Here is a 17719-nt window from a genome sequence, read left to right as displayed (position 1 = left end):
CGTGTTTTAGAGCGGTTGCAGCGCTCATGCGGGGGAGCAGGGGGCTTGGAAAAGCAAAAAACCCGTTCAAAGACGGGTTTTTTGGTTGCAGTGCCCAGGCTGCGTGGGGCCTGGGCATTGGCGCGATTTCAGCGTTTCAGGAGCTTTGCGGCTGACGTTGCATCTCAAGGGCTTCGAGCTCGTTTTTATAATTATGAGCGTCGCTCTCGTTATGGAACATGCCGACCAGCAGGTCTTGTTGGTGTACATCCCAGATGTGAATCCCATGGCCCAAGGCTTCGTGGGACATATGTTCGTCGTCGCGTTCAGTTACTTTTACAGTCATCTGCTTGCTCCAATCTCTGGTGGACCTGCGGCAAGTCGTCGCAGGCCTTTGTTATATGATTTGTTAGCTTGCTAAGTAAACGGCTTTGACGGTTTATGACAGAAGTTTCATGTTGTATGGCAGCTTGATAGGGCTGGGTGGGTCATGCCGCCGCTATCGGGAGCAAGCCCCTCCCACATTTAAAAGTGTTCGCAGTCCAAAACTGGGAGGGGCTCGCTCCCGATGGCGGTAGAAGCTTCAACACAAAATATCCAGGCGAAAAAAAGCCCCGCATTCAGCGAGGCTCCGGTTCAGCTCATCTGCGCAATCAGCTGCCTTTGACGGCCTTACCGTCAACGGTACCGTCCTGCAGCATGATGTTGTATTCCTTGCCGTCGGTTTCCACCTGACGCAATGCAACCAGAATGCCGCCCTGGTCCTTGGCAAACCACATCTGGGTGATGCGCTTGCTTTGCGTCGGGTCGCGCACGCGCTCGACCTTGATCGCATCAATGGAACCGACCTTGGTCTGGACCTTTTCCGGGCCGATCACACGGAAGTCGTAGGTGTCGACGTCGGTGCCTTCCACCACGTTGTAGCTCATGCTCTTTTTGCCGGCCGCCACATCGCGCTGCAGCGCCAGTTGGTAGGTCGACTTGTCGAGCATGCCGCTTTGCAGGGGCACGTTGACCGGGTCTTTGTTTTCAAAGCCGGTGACTTTCTTAGCGGTCTGGTCGAAGTCCAGGTTGATCTTCTTGGCCTTGCCCAGGCCGCCGCGCTCGAAGCTGTAGCTCTTGGGTTGCAGGGCGTCCTTGTCAAACTGGATGACGCTGGTTTCGGTCAGGCTGGCGATCATCATCGAGGCCTTGAAATTCAAGGTCCACGTACCGTCGCCATTCTTGGTCAGGCTGCGTTCAGCCGAACCACTCATGGGCAGCTGTTTCCAGTCGGCGGTGTAGCTGGCGGAGAAAGGGTGAAGGTCTGCCGCTTGCACGGCAGGCAAGGCAAACAGAGCGAAAGCGAAGAGCAAGGCGCGACGCATAAAATCTCCTAGGTTCGAATCAAGTGGCCGCTGGCCGCGAGTAGCTGACCGTCCAATAATGCACCCTGGTCACCAAGAATCAATCGCCCCTCGGCAAACCAGCGTACCGCCAGCGGGTAAATCCTGTGTTCCTGGGTATGGACCCGTTGCGCAAGCGTCTGCGCCGAGTCGTCAGACTCTACCGGAACCACTGCCTGTACGACCAGAGGCCCGCCATCGAGTTCCTCGGTGACAAAATGCACGCTGCAGCCATGTTCGCTGTCACCGGCATCGAGTGCGCGCTGGTGGGTGTGCATGCCTTTGTATTTGGGCAGCAGGGAAGGGTGGATATTGAGCAGGCGCCCTTCATAGTGCCGAACGAAATCAGCGCTGAGGATGCGCATGAAACCGGCCAGTACCACGAGTTTTGGATTGAAGGCGTCGATCAGTTCGATCAAGGCGGCATCGAAGGCCTCGCGGCCTTCGAAAGCCTTGTGATCCAGCGAGCGGGTTTCGATACCCGCGTCTCTGGCGCGTTGCAGGCCATAGGCGTCGCTGCGGTTGGAGATCACCGCAGCGATGCGCACCGGGCTGTCGCCGGTGCGCGTGCTGTCGATCAGGGCCTGCAAGTTACTGCCGGTGCCGGAAAGCAGCACCACGACATCACAGGTCTGAGACATTAATGAGCCTTGAGGTTCTTCAGTTCAACCTGAGCCGCGCCTTCGGCAGCGGTGGCGATCTGGCCGATGACCCAAGGCTGCTCGCCGGCTTCACGCAATACGTTCAACGCGGTTTCGACGTGCTCCTGGGCCACGCAGATCACCATGCCCACGCCGCAGTTCAGCACGCGGTGCATTTCGGTTTCGTTGACGTTGCCTTTTTCCTGCAGCCAGTCGAAGACCGCAGGACGCTGCCAGCTGGCTACGTCGACAATCGCCTGGGCGCCTTTTGGCAGCACGCGCGGGATGTTGTCCAGCAGGCCGCCTCCAGTGATGTGGGCCATGGCCTTGACCGCGCCGGTGTCCTTGATCAGCTTGAGCAGTGGCTTGACGTAGATGCGGGTCGGGGCCATCAGCAGGTCGGTCAGCGGCTTGCCGTCGAGCTGGATATTCTCGATGTCGGCACCGGACACTTCGATGATCTTGCGGATCAGCGAGTAACCGTTGGAGTGCGGACCGGACGATGGCAGGGCGAGCAGGGCGTCGCCGGCCGTCACTTTGGAGCCGTCGATGATTTCGGCTTTCTCTACCACGCCGACGCAGAAGCCAGCCAGGTCGTAGTCTTCGCCTTCGTACATGCCGGGCATTTCGGCGGTTTCGCCACCGACCAGCGAGCAACCCGACAGTTCGCAACCCGCGCCAATGCCGGTCACTACCTGGGTAGCGGTCTCGACGTTGAGCTTGCCGGTGGCGTAATAGTCAAGGAAGAACAACGGCTCGGCGCCGCACACCACCAGGTCGTTGACGCACATGGCCACCAGGTCGATGCCGATGCTGTCGTGCTTGTTCAGGTTCAGTGCCAGGCGCAGCTTGGTGCCCACGCCGTCGGTGCCGGACACCAATACAGGCTGTTTGTAGCCGGCCGGGATTTCGCAGAGGGCGCCAAAACCGCCCAGGCCGCCCATGACTTCGGGGCGCGCAGTGCGCTTGGCGACGCTCTTGATGCGTTCGACCAATGCTTCACCGGCGTCGATGTCTACACCGGCGTCCTTGTAGCTCAGGGAGGGTTGCTTGCTCATGATCCAGGCCTTTAGGGGGGATTTCTGGGTAACGACCGAGCGGGCAGGCGCTTTTGGTAAAAGGCCCAGCCGTTGACGGTCTGCGAAGGCGCGCGATTTTATCAGGCTTGAGGGGCAGCGGCCATCCTCGGGCCGACGGGCAGGGCTATATAGCTGAAAAAAGCGCGTTAAAAAAATGCTAATCGGCTCTGCTTCGGGCCGTATTAAGGTATAGCCTTGAACCCGCTATCGTTATGACGGCGCGAAAACTTACCGAGGCCCTGTGAATGTTTTGTCGGTCGCCATGGTCACAGCCATGGCAAACCGAGATCATGCGGTCTGTTCCAGCCGCTAAATTTGTCGTTCGGGAATCTTCCATGCGTCTGTGTAAATTCTTCTTTGTGGGCTGCTTGTCGTTGGTCAGCCTGGCGAGTCATGCCGAAACCCTCAATGGCCTGTATCAAGTACTTGAACCGGTTAGCAGCCAATCGCCGCAAGAGCGCGATCAGGCCACCCAGCGTGCGGTGCAGACGATGGTGATCCGCCTGACCGGCGACGCCAAAGCCGCCGAAGGCCCGGGCCTGGCGGCGATTCGCAAGGACCCGCAGCAAATCATCACCCAATATGGCTATGACGCCGGGCCGCCCGAGAGCCTGCAAGTGGACTTCGATCCGGTCAGCACCGACCGCGCCCTGCGTGACGCGGGCCTGTCGATCTGGGGCAGCAATCGGCCGTCGATCCTCGGCTGGTGGCTCAACGATTCCACCGAAGGCAGCAGCCTGGTAGGCGATGGCCAGAGCGTTGCCCAGGCCCTGCGCCGCGCGGCACAACATCGCGGTTTGCCGCTGCGCCTGCCCCTGGGGGATCTGGACGAGCAGGTCGTGGCCACCGCGCCGAACCTGGAAAGCGCCGATGCCACCCCCTTGCGCGCCGCTTCCGAACGTTACGGTGCCGACGCCTTGCTGGCGGTACATGCGCGCCAGGAAGGCAACCAATGGCAAGCCAAATGGCGCCTGTGGCTGGGTGACAAGAGCGAGCAGGGCACCGCCCAAGGTGCCGATACCGGCGCCGTGGCCGACGCGGTGATGCTGGCGATCAGCCAAAAGCTGGCGCCGCGTTTTGCGGTCAAGCCGGGCGTGAGCACCGAACAATTGCTGCAAGTGCAGGGCATGACCCTGGAACGCTATGCGGCGCTGGGGCATTTGCTTGAGCCGTTTGGTGGCCAGCCGCTGCGTGTGGAGGGCGATCGCATCGTGTATCGCGTCAATGGCAGCGCCGATCAGTTGCGCACCCAGTTGAGCCTGGCCAAGTTGCAGGAAATTCCCGCGGGCGAGCCTGCGCCGCAACCGTTAGCGCCAGGCGCGCAACCGCCCGCCGCACCTGAGCCTCAGGCGCAACTGCGGTTTCGTTGGTAAACAGTTCTTCCTTATATAGATAGAAGCATGGAGTGGTGTATGGCGGATACGCGTCGTTGGGTGTGGCTTGGCGGGATTGTCCTGCTGTGCGTTTTTGTGTTCTTGCTGCATTCGATCCTGACGCCGTTCCTGGTTGCGTTGTTGCTCGCCTATCTGTTCGATCCCGTGGTGGATCGCCTGGAGAAGGCCGGGCTGTCGCGGACCTTGGGGGTTGTCGCGGTGTTCGCGCTGTTTACCCTGATCATCACCGCGTTGGTATTGGTGCTGGTGCCGATGTTGGCCAAGCAATTGTTCCGCCTCTATGAACTGGCGCCACAGATGCTCGACTGGTTGCAACACACGGCGATGCCGTGGGCCCAGGCCAAGCTCGGGCTGTCGGACGGCTTCTGGAAGTTCGACAAGGTCAAGGCGGCGATCAGCGAACATATGGGCCAGACCACCGATATCGTGGGTGTGATCCTCAGCCAGGCCACCGCCTCCAGCCTGGCATTGATCGGCTGGCTGACCAACCTGGTGCTGATCCCGGTGGTAGCGTTCTATTTGCTGCGCGATTGGGATGTGATGATGGCCAAGATCCGCAGCCTGCTGCCGCGCAACCGCGAGGAGCGCATCGTCGCCCTGGCCGGTGAGTGTCATGAAGTGCTCGGGGCGTTCGTGCGCGGGCAGTTGCTGGTGATGCTGGCACTGGGAATCATCTACGCCGCCGGCTTGATGGCGATAGGCTTGGAGCTGGGCCTGTTGATCGGCCTGATCGCTGGCTTGGCCGCCATCGTGCCGTACATGGGGTTTGTGATTGGTATCGGTGCGGCGCTGGTGGCCGGGCTGTTCCAGTTTGGCGGTGACCTTTACCCGATGCTGGGCATTGTTGCGGTATTCATGGTCGGCCAGGCCCTGGAAGGCATGGTGCTCACCCCATTGCTGGTGGGCGATCGAATCGGCCTGCACCCCGTGGCGGTGATCTTTGCGATCCTGGCGGGCGGCGAGCTGTTTGGCTTTACGGGCATCCTCCTGGCGCTGCCGGTGGCGGCGGTGATTATGGTGCTGGTGCGCCATGTACATGATTTGTACAAGGATTCCGAGGTGTACACGGGCGTCGAAGACCCCGAGTTGTAATCGCGGCGTCACAAACCCGGCTTCGGCCGGGTTTGGCGTTTATGGCCCTGTGCCGTCAAACAAACCGCAAAAAACCGGCAAGTTAACGCAAACCTTTGATTTTGCTTGTGGTCTGCTGCATTGTGCGCCCGGCTTCACGGGTATAAACTTTGCAAACTTTACACAGAGGCCACTAACGGTTCGATGGGAGCCGTTCAGTCAGCATGAAACCGATTCAGCTGCCCTTAGGTGTGCGTCTGCGTGATGACGCCACCTTTATCAATTACTACCCAGGCGCCAATGCCGCTGCACTCGGCTATGTCGAGCGGCTCTGCGAAGCCGACGCCGGGTGGACTGAAAGCCTGATCTATCTGTGGGGCAAGCATGGCGTGGGGCGTACCCACCTGTTGCAGGCCGCCTGCCTGCGCTTCGAGCAAATGGGTGAGCCGGCGGTATACCTGCCGTTGGCTGAGCTGATGGATCGCGGCATCGGCATCTTCGACAACCTTGAACAGTACGAACTGGTGTGCCTGGATGACCTGCAGGTGATCGCCGGCAAGGCGGATTGGGAAGAGGCGCTGTTCCATTTATTCAATCGCTTGCGTGACAGCGGCCGGCGCTTGCTGATTGCCGCCGCCACGTCGCCTCGGGAATTGCCGGTCAAGTTGGCCGACCTCAAGTCACGCCTGACCCTGGCGCTGATCTTCCAGATGCGCCCCCTGTCCGACGAAGACAAGCTGCGCGCCCTGCAATTGCGTGCATCCCGTCGTGGCCTGCACCTCACCGACGAAGTGGGGCACTTTATCCTCACCCGCGGTACCCGCAGCATGAGCGCCTTGTTCGATTTGCTTGAGCAGCTCGATCAGGCCTCTTTGCAGGCGCAACGAAAATTGACGATCCCTTTTCTCAAAGAGACGTTGGGTTGGTAACACGTTGATTTGTCACGATTCGGCACTTTTCAGGCGCCAGAAAACCTACGTCTGAGCCCGGCGGGCTACGCATTTACGTCATTAATTGGAATCAGGGCTTAGATGTCACGGTCCAATCGCGAAGTCACATAGCGCACGATTGAATTTGCAAATCGATGTGATAGAGGGCATAGTCTCGGCTTCTTTACACATCAGCCACGGTCGTGCCCATGCTAAATCGCTTCGCACCCCTCGTGCCTCTCGCACTCGTTACCCTGTTGTTTGGTTGCGCCTCCCACCCTCAACAAGTGGCAGAGCAGCAGAAGCCTCAACAACAGTCCCAGGCAAAATTCGTCGCTGCGCAGTCTGCTTCCGTTTATGAAGAAGAGCTGGCAACCGAGAAAGAACTGGCCGATTTCTCCGGCAACAAGCCTTACCAGCTTCCAGTTCTGGCCGACAGTATCCTAGAACGCGGCATGTCCCTGATCGGTACCCGTTACCGTTTCGGAGGTACCTCCGAAGCCGGTTTCGATTGCAGCGGTTTTATCGGCTATCTGTTTCGCGAAGAAGCCGGCATGAACCTGCCACGCTCCACGCGCGAAATGATCAACGTGAAAGCACCGTTGGTCGCACGCAACAACCTCAAGCCCGGTGATCTGCTTTTCTTCAGTACGGCAGGCCGTGGTCGTGTCAGTCACGCCGGTATCTACTTGGGTGACAACCAGTTTATCCACTCCAGCAGCCGTCGCAGTGGCGGTGTGCGAGTCGACAGCCTGGGTGACAGCTACTGGAGCAAAACCTTCATCGAAGCCAAGCGCGCACTCGCCATGGCCCCGACTACGGTTACCGCCAGTAAGTAAACTTAAAGTGATACTTGAAGTTTGACGCGTAAGCGCTAGAATCCCTGGATATTGTTGTAACCCGTTCGCGCGAGCTTTGCTTGCGCGTTCTGGTTTTCAGCGTTCGGCAGCGAAAGCCGCATCCAGACCAGGATTGTTCTGCACATGTCGACCTCGGCCCGCCTGATTCTAATTGTTTGCGCCGCGCTTCTCAGCGCCTGCGCCAGCCGCACACCGCCGCCCGCGCCCATCGCGGTCAAGCCCAAGCCGGTGTTCAATTATTCCACCCAGAACTTTTCGCCTGCTGCCGAAGACGTGCTCTTTCGTGCGCTGGGCCTGGTCGGCACGCCTTATCGCTGGGGCGGTAACACGCCAGACTCCGGTTTTGATTGCAGCGGCCTGATCGGCTTTGTCTACCGCGACGCCGCCGGCATTTCCCTGCCACGCACCACGCGCGAGCTGATCGTGATGCGCGCCCAGGATGTGAGCGAGCAGAACCTGCAAACCGGCGACCTATTGTTCTTCGCCACCGGTGGTGGCTCGCAGGTCAGCCATGCTGGGATCTACGTGGGTGAAGGTCGCTTTGTCCATGCGCCGCAAACCGGTGGCACGGTGAAACTGGACACCCTGTCCAAAGCGTATTGGCAGAATGCTTACCTGAGTGCCAAGCGCGTATTGCCGGGCAATCTGGCGCGTAATCCTTAGAATCAATGCCACGTTGCACGCTTAAAGCTGCAAGACGGCGCAATGCCTGCTTGTAGCTTTAGGCTTGACGCTTGCAGCTAGCCCTCCAACCCACTAACCTTCGCCGCTTGTTCCAGGTGCTCTGTGACCCGTGGGTCGACAGAGTGAAACAGGGAAGCCGGTGAGTGAGCGCGCTTATACACAGCGCCGCCGCAATTCCGGCGCTGCCCCCGCAACGGTAAATGAGTCAAGACCCTGCATTGAGCCACTGTATCGCTCGCGATATGGGAAGGCGCAGCGTCGGCCTGTTCGCTTCAGAACGCCACTCATGAGCCCGGAGACCGGCCAGGATCATCCAACAGCATCACGGTGGGCGATGCTTGGCTGTCTGTTTTTTCTTTTCCCTGCCCGCCGTTTTTGTTCAGCCCCAACGGAGAGCTGCCATGACCGATACCCCCGACCGCGATGAACGCCACCTGGCACGCATGCTGCGCAAAAAAGCCGTGATCGACGAGCGCATCGCCAATTCACCCAATGAATGCGGCTTGCTATTGGTGCTCACCGGTAATGGCAAAGGCAAGAGCAGCTCGGCATTCGGCATGCTCGCCCGCGCCATGGGCCATGGCATGCAGTGCGGCGTGGTGCAGTTCATCAAGGGGCGTAACAGTACCGGCGAAGAATTGTTTTTCCGCCGTTTCCCCGAGCAAGTGCGCTTTCACGTGATGGGCGAAGGCTTCACTTGGGAAACCCAGGACCGGCAGCGCGATATTGCCGCCGCCGAAGCCGCCTGGGCCGTGTCGCGCCAATTACTGCAAGACCCGTCCATTGGCCTGGTGGTGCTGGATGAGCTCAATATTGCCCTCAAGCATGGCTACCTCGACCTCGATCATGTTCTGAGCGACCTGCAAGCCCGCCCACCGATGCAACACGTGGTCGTCACCGGCCGTGGCGCCAAGCCCGAGTTGATCGAAATGGGCGACACCGTCACTGAAATGGGCATGCTCAAGCATGCGTTCCAGGCCGGTATCAAGGCACAGAAGGGCGTCGAACTGTGAACCCGCCCCGTCATTGCCCGGCTGTATTGATCGCCGCTCCGGCGTCCGGCCAGGGCAAAACCACCGTCACCGCCGCGCTCGCCCGTTTGCATCGTAACCTGGGGCGCAACGTGCGCGTGTTCAAATGCGGCCCGGACTTTCTGGACCCGATGATCCATGAGCGCGCCAGCGGTGCGCCGGTTTATCAATTGGACATGTGGATGGTGGGCGAGCAGGAAAGTCGCCGCTTGTTGTGGGAAGCGGCGGGGGAGGCGGACCTGATCCTGATCGAGGGCGTGATGGGCCTGTTCGACGGCACGCCGTCCAGCGCCGACCTGGCGCGGCACTTCGGCGTGCCGGTGTTGGGCGTGATCGACGGCACCGCCATGGCCCAGACCTTTGGCGCGCTGGCATTGGGCCTGGCGCGCTATCAGCCGGACCTGCCGTTTGCCGGGGTACTGGCCAACCGCGTCGGCACGCTGCGCCATGCGCAGTTGCTCGAAGGCAGCCTCACCGAAGGCCTGCGCTGGTACGGCGCGTTGTCACGTGAGACCGGTATCGAGCTGCCCAGTCGTCACCTGGGGCTGGTGCAGGCCAGCGAATTGAATGATCTCGATATGCGCCTGGACGCCGCCGCCCAAGCCCTGGGCGGTAGTTGCGAAGTCGCGCTGCCGCCGCCGGTGGCCTTCGCCGCACCGCAGGTGATCGAGGCGGAGCCATTGCTCAAGGGCGTGCGCATCGCCGTCGCCCGTGACGAAGCCTTCGCGTTCACCTACGGCGCCAGCCTCGACCTGCTGCGAGCGATGGGGGCTCAGTTGAGCTTCTTTTCGCCGATCCATGATCACGCACTGCCCGACGCCGACAGCCTCTATCTGCCCGGTGGTTACCCGGAACTGCACCACCAGGCGCTGTCGGAAAATACCCCGATGCTCGCTGCCATCCGCGCCCACCACGCCGCCGGCAAGCCGTTGCTCGCCGAATGCGGCGGCATGCTCTACCTGCTGGACTCGCTCACCGACGTCGACGGCAACCGTGCCGAACTGCTCGGCCTTTTACCGGGCGATGCGGTGATGCAAAAGAAACTCGCGGCCCTGGCCCTGCAAAGCGTCGAACTGCCGGAAGGCGTGTTGCGTGGGCACACGTATCACCATTCCCTGACCAGCACCGAGTGCCAGCCGATTGCCCGTGGCCTGAGCCCTAACGGTGGGCGCGGTGCCGAGGCGGTTTACCGACAGGGGCGGATGACAGCCTCTTATGTGCACTTTTATTTCCCGTCGAACCCATCAGCGGTCGCCGCCTTGTTTGCACCCAATGTGGGAGGGGGCTTGCCCTCGATAGGGCCATGACCGACAACGCATTTGCCCCGGCCGACCGCGACGCCGTCTACCGCGCCATCGCCGAGCGCCGCGACATGCGCCACTTCAGCGGCGGTACGGTGGCTCCCGAATTGCTTCATCGCCTGCTCCAGGCCGCGCATCAGGCACCCAGTGTGGGTTTGATGCAGCCGTGGCGTTTTATCCGCATCAGCGACCGCCACCTGCGTGGGCAAATCCAGCAAGTGGTCGAAGAAGAGCGCGTGCGCACCGCCCAAGCCCTGGGCGAACGTTCCGATGAATTCATGAAGCTCAAGGTCGAAGGCATTCACGACTGCGCTGAAGTACTGGTGGCGGCGTTGATGGATGATCGCGAGCGGCACATTTTCGGCCGCCGTACCTTGCCGGAAATGGACATGGCTTCGCTGTCCTGTGCGATCCAGAATCTATGGCTGGCTGCCCGTGTCGAAGGGCTGGGCATGGGCTGGGTATCGTTGTTCGACCCCCAGGCCCTGGCCGATCTGCTGGGCCTGCCGCCCGGCGCCAAACCCCTGGCCGTGCTGTGCCTGGGGCCGGTGGCCGAATTCTATCCGGCACCGATGTTGCAGCTCGAAGGCTGGGCCGAACCGCGGCCGCTGAAAGACATGTTGTATGAGAATACGTGGGGAGCGAGTCAATGAGTGTGGCCTTGCTGTGTGTCGCCGGGGTGGCGTTGGATGCGCTGCTGGGTGAACCCAGGCGTCGGCATCCGCTGGTGGCGTTCGGCAATTTTGCCGGGCGCATCGAGCAACGCTTCAATAGCGGTGGCCGTGGCTGGCGCAGCCATGGCGTGACGGCATGGTTTATCGCCGTGGTGCCGTTGACGCTGCTGGCCACCGCGCTGTCGTGGGCGCCCTATATCGGGTGGGCGCTGGAGATTCTGGCGCTGTACTGTGCCCTCGGCATGCGCAGCCTGGGTGAACATGTACTGCCTGTCGCCCAGGCGTTGCGCAGCGATGACCTGGATGAAGCGCGCACGCGGGTGAGTTACCTGGTGAGCCGCCAGACCAGCGAGCTGGACAGCACCGAAGTAGCCCGTGCCGCCACCGAATCGGTGCTCGAAAACGGCAGTGATGCGGTGTTTGCCGCGTTGTTCTGGTTCGTGGTCGCTGGCGTACCGGGGGTGGTGCTCTACCGTTTGAGCAATACCCTCGACGCCATGTGGGGCTATCGCAATGAGCGCTTCGAACGCTTTGGCTGGGCGGCGGCGAAAATCGACGACGTACTGAACTACATTCCTGCGCGCCTGGTGGCCTTGACCTACGCGGTGCTGGGCAAAACCGCCCTGGCGCTCAAATGCTGGCGTACCCAGGGGCCGACATGGGACAGCCCCAACGCGGGGCCGGTGATGGCGTCCGGGGCCGGCGCACTGGGCGTCGAATTGGGCGGTGCGGCGATTTATCACGGCGAGCTGCACCAGCGCCCGCCATTGGGCGAAGGCCCGGCGGCGGATGCCGATTCAATCGAACGAGGCTGGCAACTGGTGCAGCGCGGCGTTTGGCTGTGGCTGCTGATCCTATGCGCGGGGGCGCAATTCTATGCTTGAACACGGTGGTCGGCTGCGCAAAGCGTCGGTTCAATACGGGATTGCCGAGGCCAACTGGCTGGATCTCTCCAGCGGCCTTGCGCCCTGGCCCTGGCCGATCCCCGAGATACCGCTACGCGCTTGGGCGCGCCTGCCGGAAACCGACGACGGCCTGGAGCAGGCCGCCGGCGAGTATTACGGCGCGGCGCACGTGTTGCCGGTGCCCGGTTCCCAGGCGGCGATCCAGTTGCTGCCACGCCTGCGCCGTGCGGGCAAGGTCGGCGTGTTATCGCCGTGCTACGCCGAACACGCCGAAGCTTGGCGCCGCGCGGGTTACGTGGTGCGTGAGGTGCAGGAGCAGGAAGTCGACTTTTTCCTCGATGGCCTCGATGTGCTGGTGGTGGTCAACCCCAACAACCCCACCGGTCTGAGCCTCAGCCCGCAGCGCCTGCTGGATTGGCACACGCGGCTGGCCCAGCGCGGCGGCTGGCTGGTGGTGGACGAAGCGTTTATGGACGTGACCCCGCAATTGAGCCTGGCGAGCCAGGCCCATCAGGTTGGCCTGATTGTACTGCGCTCGTTCGGCAAGTTTTTCGGCCTGGCGGGTGTACGGCTGGGCTTTGTGCTGGCCGAGCGCCGGCTGCTCAAGTTGCTCGCCGAGCAGGTCGGGCCGTGGGCGGTCAGTGGGCCGACGCGGGTGCTTGGCCAAGCGTGCCTGCGCGACACCGCCGGCCACGCGCACCAGCGCGCCCGGTGCCTGGAGGCCGGCCGGCGCTTGTTCGAGTTGCTGCAACGCCATGGCTTTGAACCGCAGGGCGGCTGCGCCTTGTTCCAATGGTTGATCACTCCGCATGCCGAACGCATGCACGAATTCATGGCCCAGCGCGGCATTCTGCTGCGCCTGTTTGTGCACGACAGCAGCCTGCGCTTCGGCCTGCCCGACACCGAGGTCGATTGGCTGCGCCTCGACGCGGCGCTGGCTGCCTATAAGGACGCTGCATGAGTACGCTGATGGTGCAAGGCACCACCTCCGATGCGGGTAAAAGCACCCTGGTGACTGCGCTGTGCCGTTGGCTGGTGCGCCAAGGCATTGCAGTGGCACCGTTCAAACCGCAGAACATGGCGCTCAACAGTGCGGTGACCGCCGAAGGCGGCGAAATAGGCCGCGCCCAGGCGGTGCAGGCCCAGGCGGCCAACCTGGCGCCGCATACCGATATGAACCCGGTGCTGCTCAAACCCAACAGCGACACCGGCTCCCAAGTGATCATCCATGGCCGTGCGGTCACCAGCATGAACGCGGTGGCCTATCACGACTACAAAGCCATCGCGATGCAAGCGGTGCTGGCTTCCCACTCGCGCTTGAGCCAGGCCTACCCGGTGGTGATGGTGGAAGGGGCGGGGTCGCCGGCAGAGATCAACCTGCGCGCCAACGACATCGCCAATATGGGCTTCGCCGAGGCGGTGGATTGCCCGGTGTTGTTGATCGCCGATATCAATCGGGGCGGGGTGTTCGCCCATTTGGTCGGCACGCTGGAGTTGCTCTCACCCAGCGAACAGGCGCGGGTCAAAGGCTTCATCATCAACCGTTTTCGCGGTGATATCGCGCTGCTGCAGCCTGGCCTCGATTGGCTGCAAGCGCGTACCGGCAAACCGGTAGTGGGCGTATTGCCGTACGTGATGGACCTGCACCTGGAAGCCGAAGACGGCATTGACCATCGCCAGATCGACAAGGCCGCGCAGGTACTCAAGGTGGTGGTCCCGGTGTTGCCGCGCATCAGCAACCATACGGATTTCGACCCGCTGCGCCTGCATCCCCAAGTGGATCTGCAGTTCGTCGGGCCGGGCCAACCTATACCCGCCGCCGACCTGATTATCCTGCCGGGCTCGAAAAGCGTGCGCAGCGATCTGGCGTATCTGCGCGCCAATGGCTGGCACACCGCCGTGGCGCGGCACCTGCGTTATGGCGGCAAGGTGCTCGGTATTTGCGGCGGCTTGCAGATGCTTGGCGAGCAGGTGCACGACCCGTTGGGCCTGGAAGGGCCGGCGGGTTCCAGCGATGGCCTGGGCCTGCTGGCGTTCAGCACCACGCTGGAGCACGAAAAACAGCTGCGCAACGTTCGCGGTCGCTTGTTGCTGGAAGATGCCGAGGTCAGCGGCTATGAGATCCATGCCGGCGTAACATCGGGCGAAGCCTTGTCGAGCGCTGCCGTGCACTTGGATGACGGCCGTACCGATGGCGCCCTGAGTGCCGACGGGCAGATCCTCGGCACCTACCTGCACGGGCTGTTCGAAACCCCGGCCGCGTGCAGCGCCTTGCTGCGCTGGGCGGGGTTGGCCAACGTGCAGGCGGTGGATTACCACGCCCTGCGCGAGCGCGACATCGAGCGGTTGGCGGACCTGGTGGAGCGCCACCTGGATACGGATTTGTTGCGCACCTTGTGTGGAGTCGCCTCATGCACCAACTGATCCTGGGCGGCGCCCGTTCCGGTAAAAGTCGCCTCGCCGAAAAACTCGCCAGCGACAGCGCGTTGCCTGTCATTTATATCGCTACCAGCCAACCGCTGGACGGCGAGATGAACACCCGCGTGGCCTTGCATCGCAAGCGTCGCCCCGAGCAGTGGGGCTTGATCGAAGAACCGATCGAGTTGGCGCGGGTGCTGCGCGAAAACGCCGCCCCCGGCCGCTGCCTGCTAGTGGATTGCCTGACGTTGTGGTTGACCAACCTGCTCATGCTCGAAGACCCGGAGCGCCTGGCGTTCGAGCGCGAGCAATTGTTGGAAAGCCTGGGCACGCTGGCGGGTGAAATCATTTTTGTCAGCAACGAGACCGGTCTGGGTGTCGTGCCGCTGGGCGAATTGACTCGCCGCTATGTGGATGAAGCCGGTTGGCTGCATCAAGCCTTGGCCGAACGGTGTCAGCGCGTGGTCCTGACCGTTGCCGGCCTGCCCCTGACTTTGAAAGGTACTGCGTTATGACTGACACTTGGTGGCTCAACCCGTGTAAGGCGATTGACGCCTCTGCGTACGAGCAGGCGCTGGCGCGCCAACAGCAATTGACCAAACCTGCCGGCTCCCTCGGCCAGTTGGAAGCGCTGGCCGTGCAATTGGCCGGCTTGCAGGGCCAGGTCAAACCGTCGATGGACCGGCTGTGGATCGCTATTTTTGCCGGTGACCACGGCGTGGTCGCCGAGGGCGTGTCGGCCTATCCCCAGGAAGTCACCGGGCAAATGCTGCATAACTTTGTCACCGGCGGTGCGGCCATCAGCGTGTTGGCGCGTCAGTTGGGCGCGCAGCTGGAAGTGGTGGACCTCGGCACGGTGAACCCTTCGCTGAACTTGCCCGGCGTGCATCACCTGAACATAGGCGTCGGCACCGCCAATTTCGTCAAGGGCCCGGCAATGACCGCTGCCCAGGGCAGATTGGCGCTGCAAGCGGGTCGCGATAGCGTGCTGCGTGCCCGTGAAAACGTTGCGCAATTGTTTATCGGCGGCGAAATGGGCATCGGCAACACCACCGCCGCCAGTGCGCTGGCGTGTGCGTTGCTCAAGTGCCAGGCCAGTGACCTGACCGGCCCTGGCACGGGCTTGAACGCCGACGGTGTCAGCCACAAGGTGGCCGTGATTGAACGCGCGTTGGCGCTGCACGCCGGGCAGCGCGATGATGCCCTGCACACCCTGTTCAATCTTGGCGGTTTTGAGATTGCCGCATTGGTGGGGGCCTACCTGGCGTGCGCCCAGGAAGGCATCGTCGTGCTGGTGGACGGGTTTATCTGCACCGTCGCTGCGCTGGTCGCCACGCGGTTGAACCCGGCGTGCCGCGACTGGTTGCTGTTCGGCCATCGCGGGGCGGAGCCCGGCCATCGGCACGTGTTGCACAGCCTTGATGCGCAACCGTTGCTCGACCTGGGCCTGCGCCTGGGTGAGGGCAGTGGCGCCGCGTTGGCCGTGCCGCTGCTGCGCCTGGCCTGTGCGTTGCACGGGCAAATGGCGACCTTTGCCGAAGCGGCCGTAGCGGACCGCCCGGCATGACCTTGCACCTGGACCTGCTGCGTCACGGCGAAACCGAACTGGGCGGCGGCCTGCGTGGCAGCCTGGACGACGCATTGACCGTCAGGGGCTGGGAGCAGATGCGCGCCGCAGTGGCGCAGCGAGGACCTTGGGACCGGGTGGTCAGTTCGCCATTGCAGCGCTGCGCGCGGTTCGCCGATGAATTGGGTGCGCGGTTCAACCTGCCGGTGAGCCTGGAGAACGATCTGCAAGAACTGCATTTCGGCGCTTGGGAAGGGCAGAGCGCGGCGGCGTTGATGAACACCGATGCCGAAGGCCTGGGGCTGTTCTGGGCCGATCCCTACAGCTTTACGCCGCCCGATGGCGAGCCGGTGGGCGAATTTTCTGAGCGGGTTCTGGGCGCTGTCTCACGCTTGTATCAGGCCTATGCCGGTAAGCGGGTGTTGTTGATCAGCCATGGCGGCGTGATGCGCTTGCTGCTGGCGCGTGCGCGGGGGTTGCCCCGTGAGCAACTGCTGAATGTGGAGGTCGGCCATGGCGGCTTGTTCAGTCTGCGGGTGGCCGCCGATGGTGGGTTGAAGGAAGGAATCTGACGATGCTGCCGTTCTGGATCGCTCTGCAATTTCTCAGCAGTTTGCCGATTCGCCTGCCGGGGATGCCGCAGCCCCTGGAATTGGGGCGTTCATTGCTGTTTTATCCGTTGGTCGGGTTGCTGTTCGGGTTGCTGCTGTGGAGTTTGAATGCGGCCCTGCTGGGCGCGCCGCTGTTGCTGCATGCCGCGCTGCTGTTGACCGCCTGGGTGTTGCTCAGCGGCGGCCTGCACCTGGATGGCCTGGCGGACAGCGCCGATGCCTGGCTGGGTGGCTTCGGCGACCGCGAACGCACCCTTACCATCATGAAAGACCCACGCAGCGGGCCGATTGCCGTGGTCACGCTGAGTTTGGTGCTGCTGCTCAAATTCACCGCGTTGGTGGCCTTGATCGAACAGCACAACGGTGCGGCATTGATCCTGGCGCCGCTGATCGGGCGGGCCTCGATGCTGGCGTTGTTCCTCACCACGCGCTATGTGCGGGCAGGCGGATTGGGTCAGGCACTGTCGGATCATTTACCCAGGACCGTCGGCCAGCAGGTGCTGGTTCTCAGCGGCCTGGCGTGCGTCCTCATCGGCGGTTTCAACGGCGGGGTGGCCGTGTTGCTCGCCACGCTGTGCTTTATGGGGCTGCGCCAATTGATGATCAAGCGTCTCGGCGGCACCACGGGCGACACCGCTGGGGCCTTGCTGGAGTTGCTTGAGGTCGCGGTAGTGGTCGGCCTGGCGCTGTAACACTTTCTTGCATTCCCTTAATCGCGGGTATATACACGTTCCATGCTTGCCTCCCAATGTTTATGCACCAACCTGCGACGTGCCGCCCGTGGCGTCAGCAGGCACTATGACGGCGCTCTCGACGGCTTCGGGATCAACGTCGCCCAGTATTCCTTGCTGTGTAATCTGCAGCGCCTCGATCAACCGAGCATTTCCAGCCTGGCCGAGGCCATGGGCCTGGATCGCAGCACCCTGGGGCGAAACCTGCGGGTGCTGGAATGCGAAGGCTTGGTGCAATTGGTCGAGGGCAATGACCTGCGCAACCGCCTGGTGTTGCTCACCGAAGCGGGTGCGCAGCGCCTGGCCGACGCCTTGCCGGCCTGGGAAGCGGCACAACAGAAATTGATCGATCGACTCGGCGCGCAAAAACGCGAAACCTTGTTGGCCTTGCTGGATGAACTCGCCTGAGCGCGGGTTTGTTCGAACACAAGCGGGTATATACCCGTGAGCGGAGAATAA

General features: G+C 62.1%; 20 protein-coding genes and 1 riboswitch. Of the genes, 16 read left to right on the top strand and 4 right to left on the bottom strand.

The window, feature by feature from the left end; translation table 11 throughout:
- Nucleotides 1–136: 136 nt before the first annotated feature.
- The 4 genes from KSS96_RS20810 to purM all read right to left on the bottom strand — a co-directional run bounded on the left by KSS96_RS20810 (nucleotide 137) and on the right by purM (nucleotide 3063).
- A complete protein-coding gene (locus KSS96_RS20810) occupies nucleotides 137–325 on the bottom strand; it encodes a hypothetical protein (protein WP_017527560.1) in 189 nt (62 codons plus the stop codon).
- 307 nt (nucleotides 326–632) lie between these two features.
- Entirely contained in the window at nucleotides 633–1346 is a 714-nt protein-coding gene (locus KSS96_RS20805; RefSeq protein WP_017527561.1) for a DUF3108 domain-containing protein, read from the bottom strand.
- An 8-nt stretch (nucleotides 1347–1354) separates the two neighbouring features.
- Nucleotides 1355–2005: a phosphoribosylglycinamide formyltransferase gene (purN, locus tag KSS96_RS20800; RefSeq protein WP_017527562.1), complete on the bottom strand. Its 651-nt coding sequence runs from the start codon at nucleotides 2003–2005 to the stop codon at nucleotides 1355–1357.
- Complete coding sequence (purM, locus tag KSS96_RS20795; RefSeq protein ID WP_065878114.1) at nucleotides 2005–3063, bottom strand: phosphoribosylformylglycinamidine cyclo-ligase; 1059 nt, start codon at nucleotides 3061–3063, stop codon at nucleotides 2005–2007. The genes purN and purM overlap by 1 nt, the downstream gene beginning before the upstream one ends.
- 356 nt (nucleotides 3064–3419) lie before the next feature.
- Here purM and KSS96_RS20790 point away from each other — a divergent pair, with 356 nt between their 5' ends.
- From KSS96_RS20790 to KSS96_RS20715, 16 genes are all read left to right on the top strand, one after another.
- Entirely contained in the window at nucleotides 3420–4457 is a 1038-nt protein-coding gene (locus KSS96_RS20790) for a DUF2066 domain-containing protein (RefSeq protein ID WP_068938079.1), read from the top strand.
- A 39-nt stretch (nucleotides 4458–4496) separates the two neighbouring features.
- Nucleotides 4497–5570 carry an AI-2E family transporter gene (locus tag KSS96_RS20785; protein ID WP_065878111.1) on the top strand — a complete coding sequence of 358 codons (1074 nt, stop codon included), beginning with the start codon at nucleotides 4497–4499 and terminating at the stop codon, nucleotides 5568–5570.
- A gap of 203 nt (nucleotides 5571–5773) precedes the next feature.
- Nucleotides 5774–6478 (top strand): DnaA regulatory inactivator Hda, encoded by a 705-nt coding sequence (hda, locus tag KSS96_RS20780; RefSeq protein ID WP_017527566.1) that lies wholly within the window; start codon nucleotides 5774–5776, stop codon nucleotides 6476–6478.
- A gap of 209 nt (nucleotides 6479–6687) precedes the next feature.
- On the top strand, nucleotides 6688–7317 hold the full coding sequence (locus tag KSS96_RS20775) for a C40 family peptidase (protein ID WP_065878108.1): 630 nt from the start codon (nucleotides 6688–6690) through the stop codon (nucleotides 7315–7317).
- A 144-nt stretch (nucleotides 7318–7461) separates the two neighbouring features.
- Nucleotides 7462–8001, top strand: a complete 540-nt coding sequence (locus KSS96_RS20770) for a C40 family peptidase (RefSeq protein ID WP_017527568.1) — start codon at nucleotides 7462–7464, stop codon at nucleotides 7999–8001.
- 97 nt (nucleotides 8002–8098) lie between these two features.
- Nucleotides 8099–8344, top strand: a riboswitch (cobalamin riboswitch).
- Between the two features lie 79 nt (nucleotides 8345–8423).
- Nucleotides 8424–9035 (top strand): cob(I)yrinic acid a,c-diamide adenosyltransferase, encoded by a 612-nt coding sequence (gene cobO / locus KSS96_RS20765; RefSeq protein WP_065878106.1) that lies wholly within the window; start codon nucleotides 8424–8426, stop codon nucleotides 9033–9035.
- Nucleotides 9032–10360 carry a cobyrinic acid a,c-diamide synthase CobB gene (locus KSS96_RS20760; RefSeq protein ID WP_217855287.1) on the top strand — a complete coding sequence of 443 codons (1329 nt, stop codon included), beginning with the start codon at nucleotides 9032–9034 and terminating at the stop codon, nucleotides 10358–10360. Before cobO ends, KSS96_RS20760 begins: the two co-directional genes overlap by 4 nt.
- Nucleotides 10357–11007, top strand: a complete 651-nt coding sequence (gene bluB / locus KSS96_RS20755; RefSeq protein WP_017527571.1) for a 5,6-dimethylbenzimidazole synthase — start codon at nucleotides 10357–10359, stop codon at nucleotides 11005–11007. Before KSS96_RS20760 ends, bluB begins: the two co-directional genes overlap by 4 nt.
- Nucleotides 11004–11912 carry an adenosylcobinamide-phosphate synthase CbiB gene (cbiB, locus tag KSS96_RS20750; RefSeq protein WP_017527572.1) on the top strand — a complete coding sequence of 303 codons (909 nt, stop codon included), beginning with the start codon at nucleotides 11004–11006 and terminating at the stop codon, nucleotides 11910–11912. The genes bluB and cbiB overlap by 4 nt, the downstream gene beginning before the upstream one ends.
- Nucleotides 11905–12894, top strand: a complete 990-nt coding sequence (gene cobD / locus KSS96_RS20745) for a threonine-phosphate decarboxylase CobD (protein ID WP_065878102.1) — start codon at nucleotides 11905–11907, stop codon at nucleotides 12892–12894. Before cbiB ends, cobD begins: the two co-directional genes overlap by 8 nt.
- Nucleotides 12891–14357 carry a cobyric acid synthase gene (locus tag KSS96_RS20740; RefSeq protein WP_065878100.1) on the top strand — a complete coding sequence of 489 codons (1467 nt, stop codon included), beginning with the start codon at nucleotides 12891–12893 and terminating at the stop codon, nucleotides 14355–14357. The genes cobD and KSS96_RS20740 overlap by 4 nt, the downstream gene beginning before the upstream one ends.
- Entirely contained in the window at nucleotides 14345–14866 is a 522-nt protein-coding gene (cobU, locus tag KSS96_RS20735; protein WP_017527575.1) for a bifunctional adenosylcobinamide kinase/adenosylcobinamide-phosphate guanylyltransferase, read from the top strand. The genes KSS96_RS20740 and cobU overlap by 13 nt, the downstream gene beginning before the upstream one ends.
- Entirely contained in the window at nucleotides 14863–15918 is a 1056-nt protein-coding gene (gene cobT / locus KSS96_RS20730; protein ID WP_017527576.1) for a nicotinate-nucleotide--dimethylbenzimidazole phosphoribosyltransferase, read from the top strand. The genes cobU and cobT overlap by 4 nt, the downstream gene beginning before the upstream one ends.
- Nucleotides 15915–16490, top strand: a complete 576-nt coding sequence (cobC, locus tag KSS96_RS20725) for an alpha-ribazole phosphatase family protein (RefSeq protein ID WP_065878096.1) — start codon at nucleotides 15915–15917, stop codon at nucleotides 16488–16490. Before cobT ends, cobC begins: the two co-directional genes overlap by 4 nt.
- A gap of 2 nt (nucleotides 16491–16492) precedes the next feature.
- Nucleotides 16493–17221, top strand: coding sequence for an adenosylcobinamide-GDP ribazoletransferase (locus KSS96_RS20720; protein WP_135196177.1), 729 nt, complete (start codon nucleotides 16493–16495; stop codon nucleotides 17219–17221).
- Nucleotides 17222–17263: 42 nt separating this feature from the next.
- A complete protein-coding gene (locus KSS96_RS20715; protein ID WP_017527579.1) occupies nucleotides 17264–17668 on the top strand; it encodes a MarR family winged helix-turn-helix transcriptional regulator in 405 nt (134 codons plus the stop codon).
- Nucleotides 17669–17719: the final 51 nt, after the last annotated feature.

Origin of the sequence: Pseudomonas asgharzadehiana (assembly GCF_019139815.1) — a bacterium.
In the GTDB taxonomy this organism is placed as follows: domain Bacteria; phylum Pseudomonadota; class Gammaproteobacteria; order Pseudomonadales; family Pseudomonadaceae; genus Aquipseudomonas; species Aquipseudomonas asgharzadehiana.
This window is presented reverse-complemented; position numbering and strand designations above follow the sequence as displayed.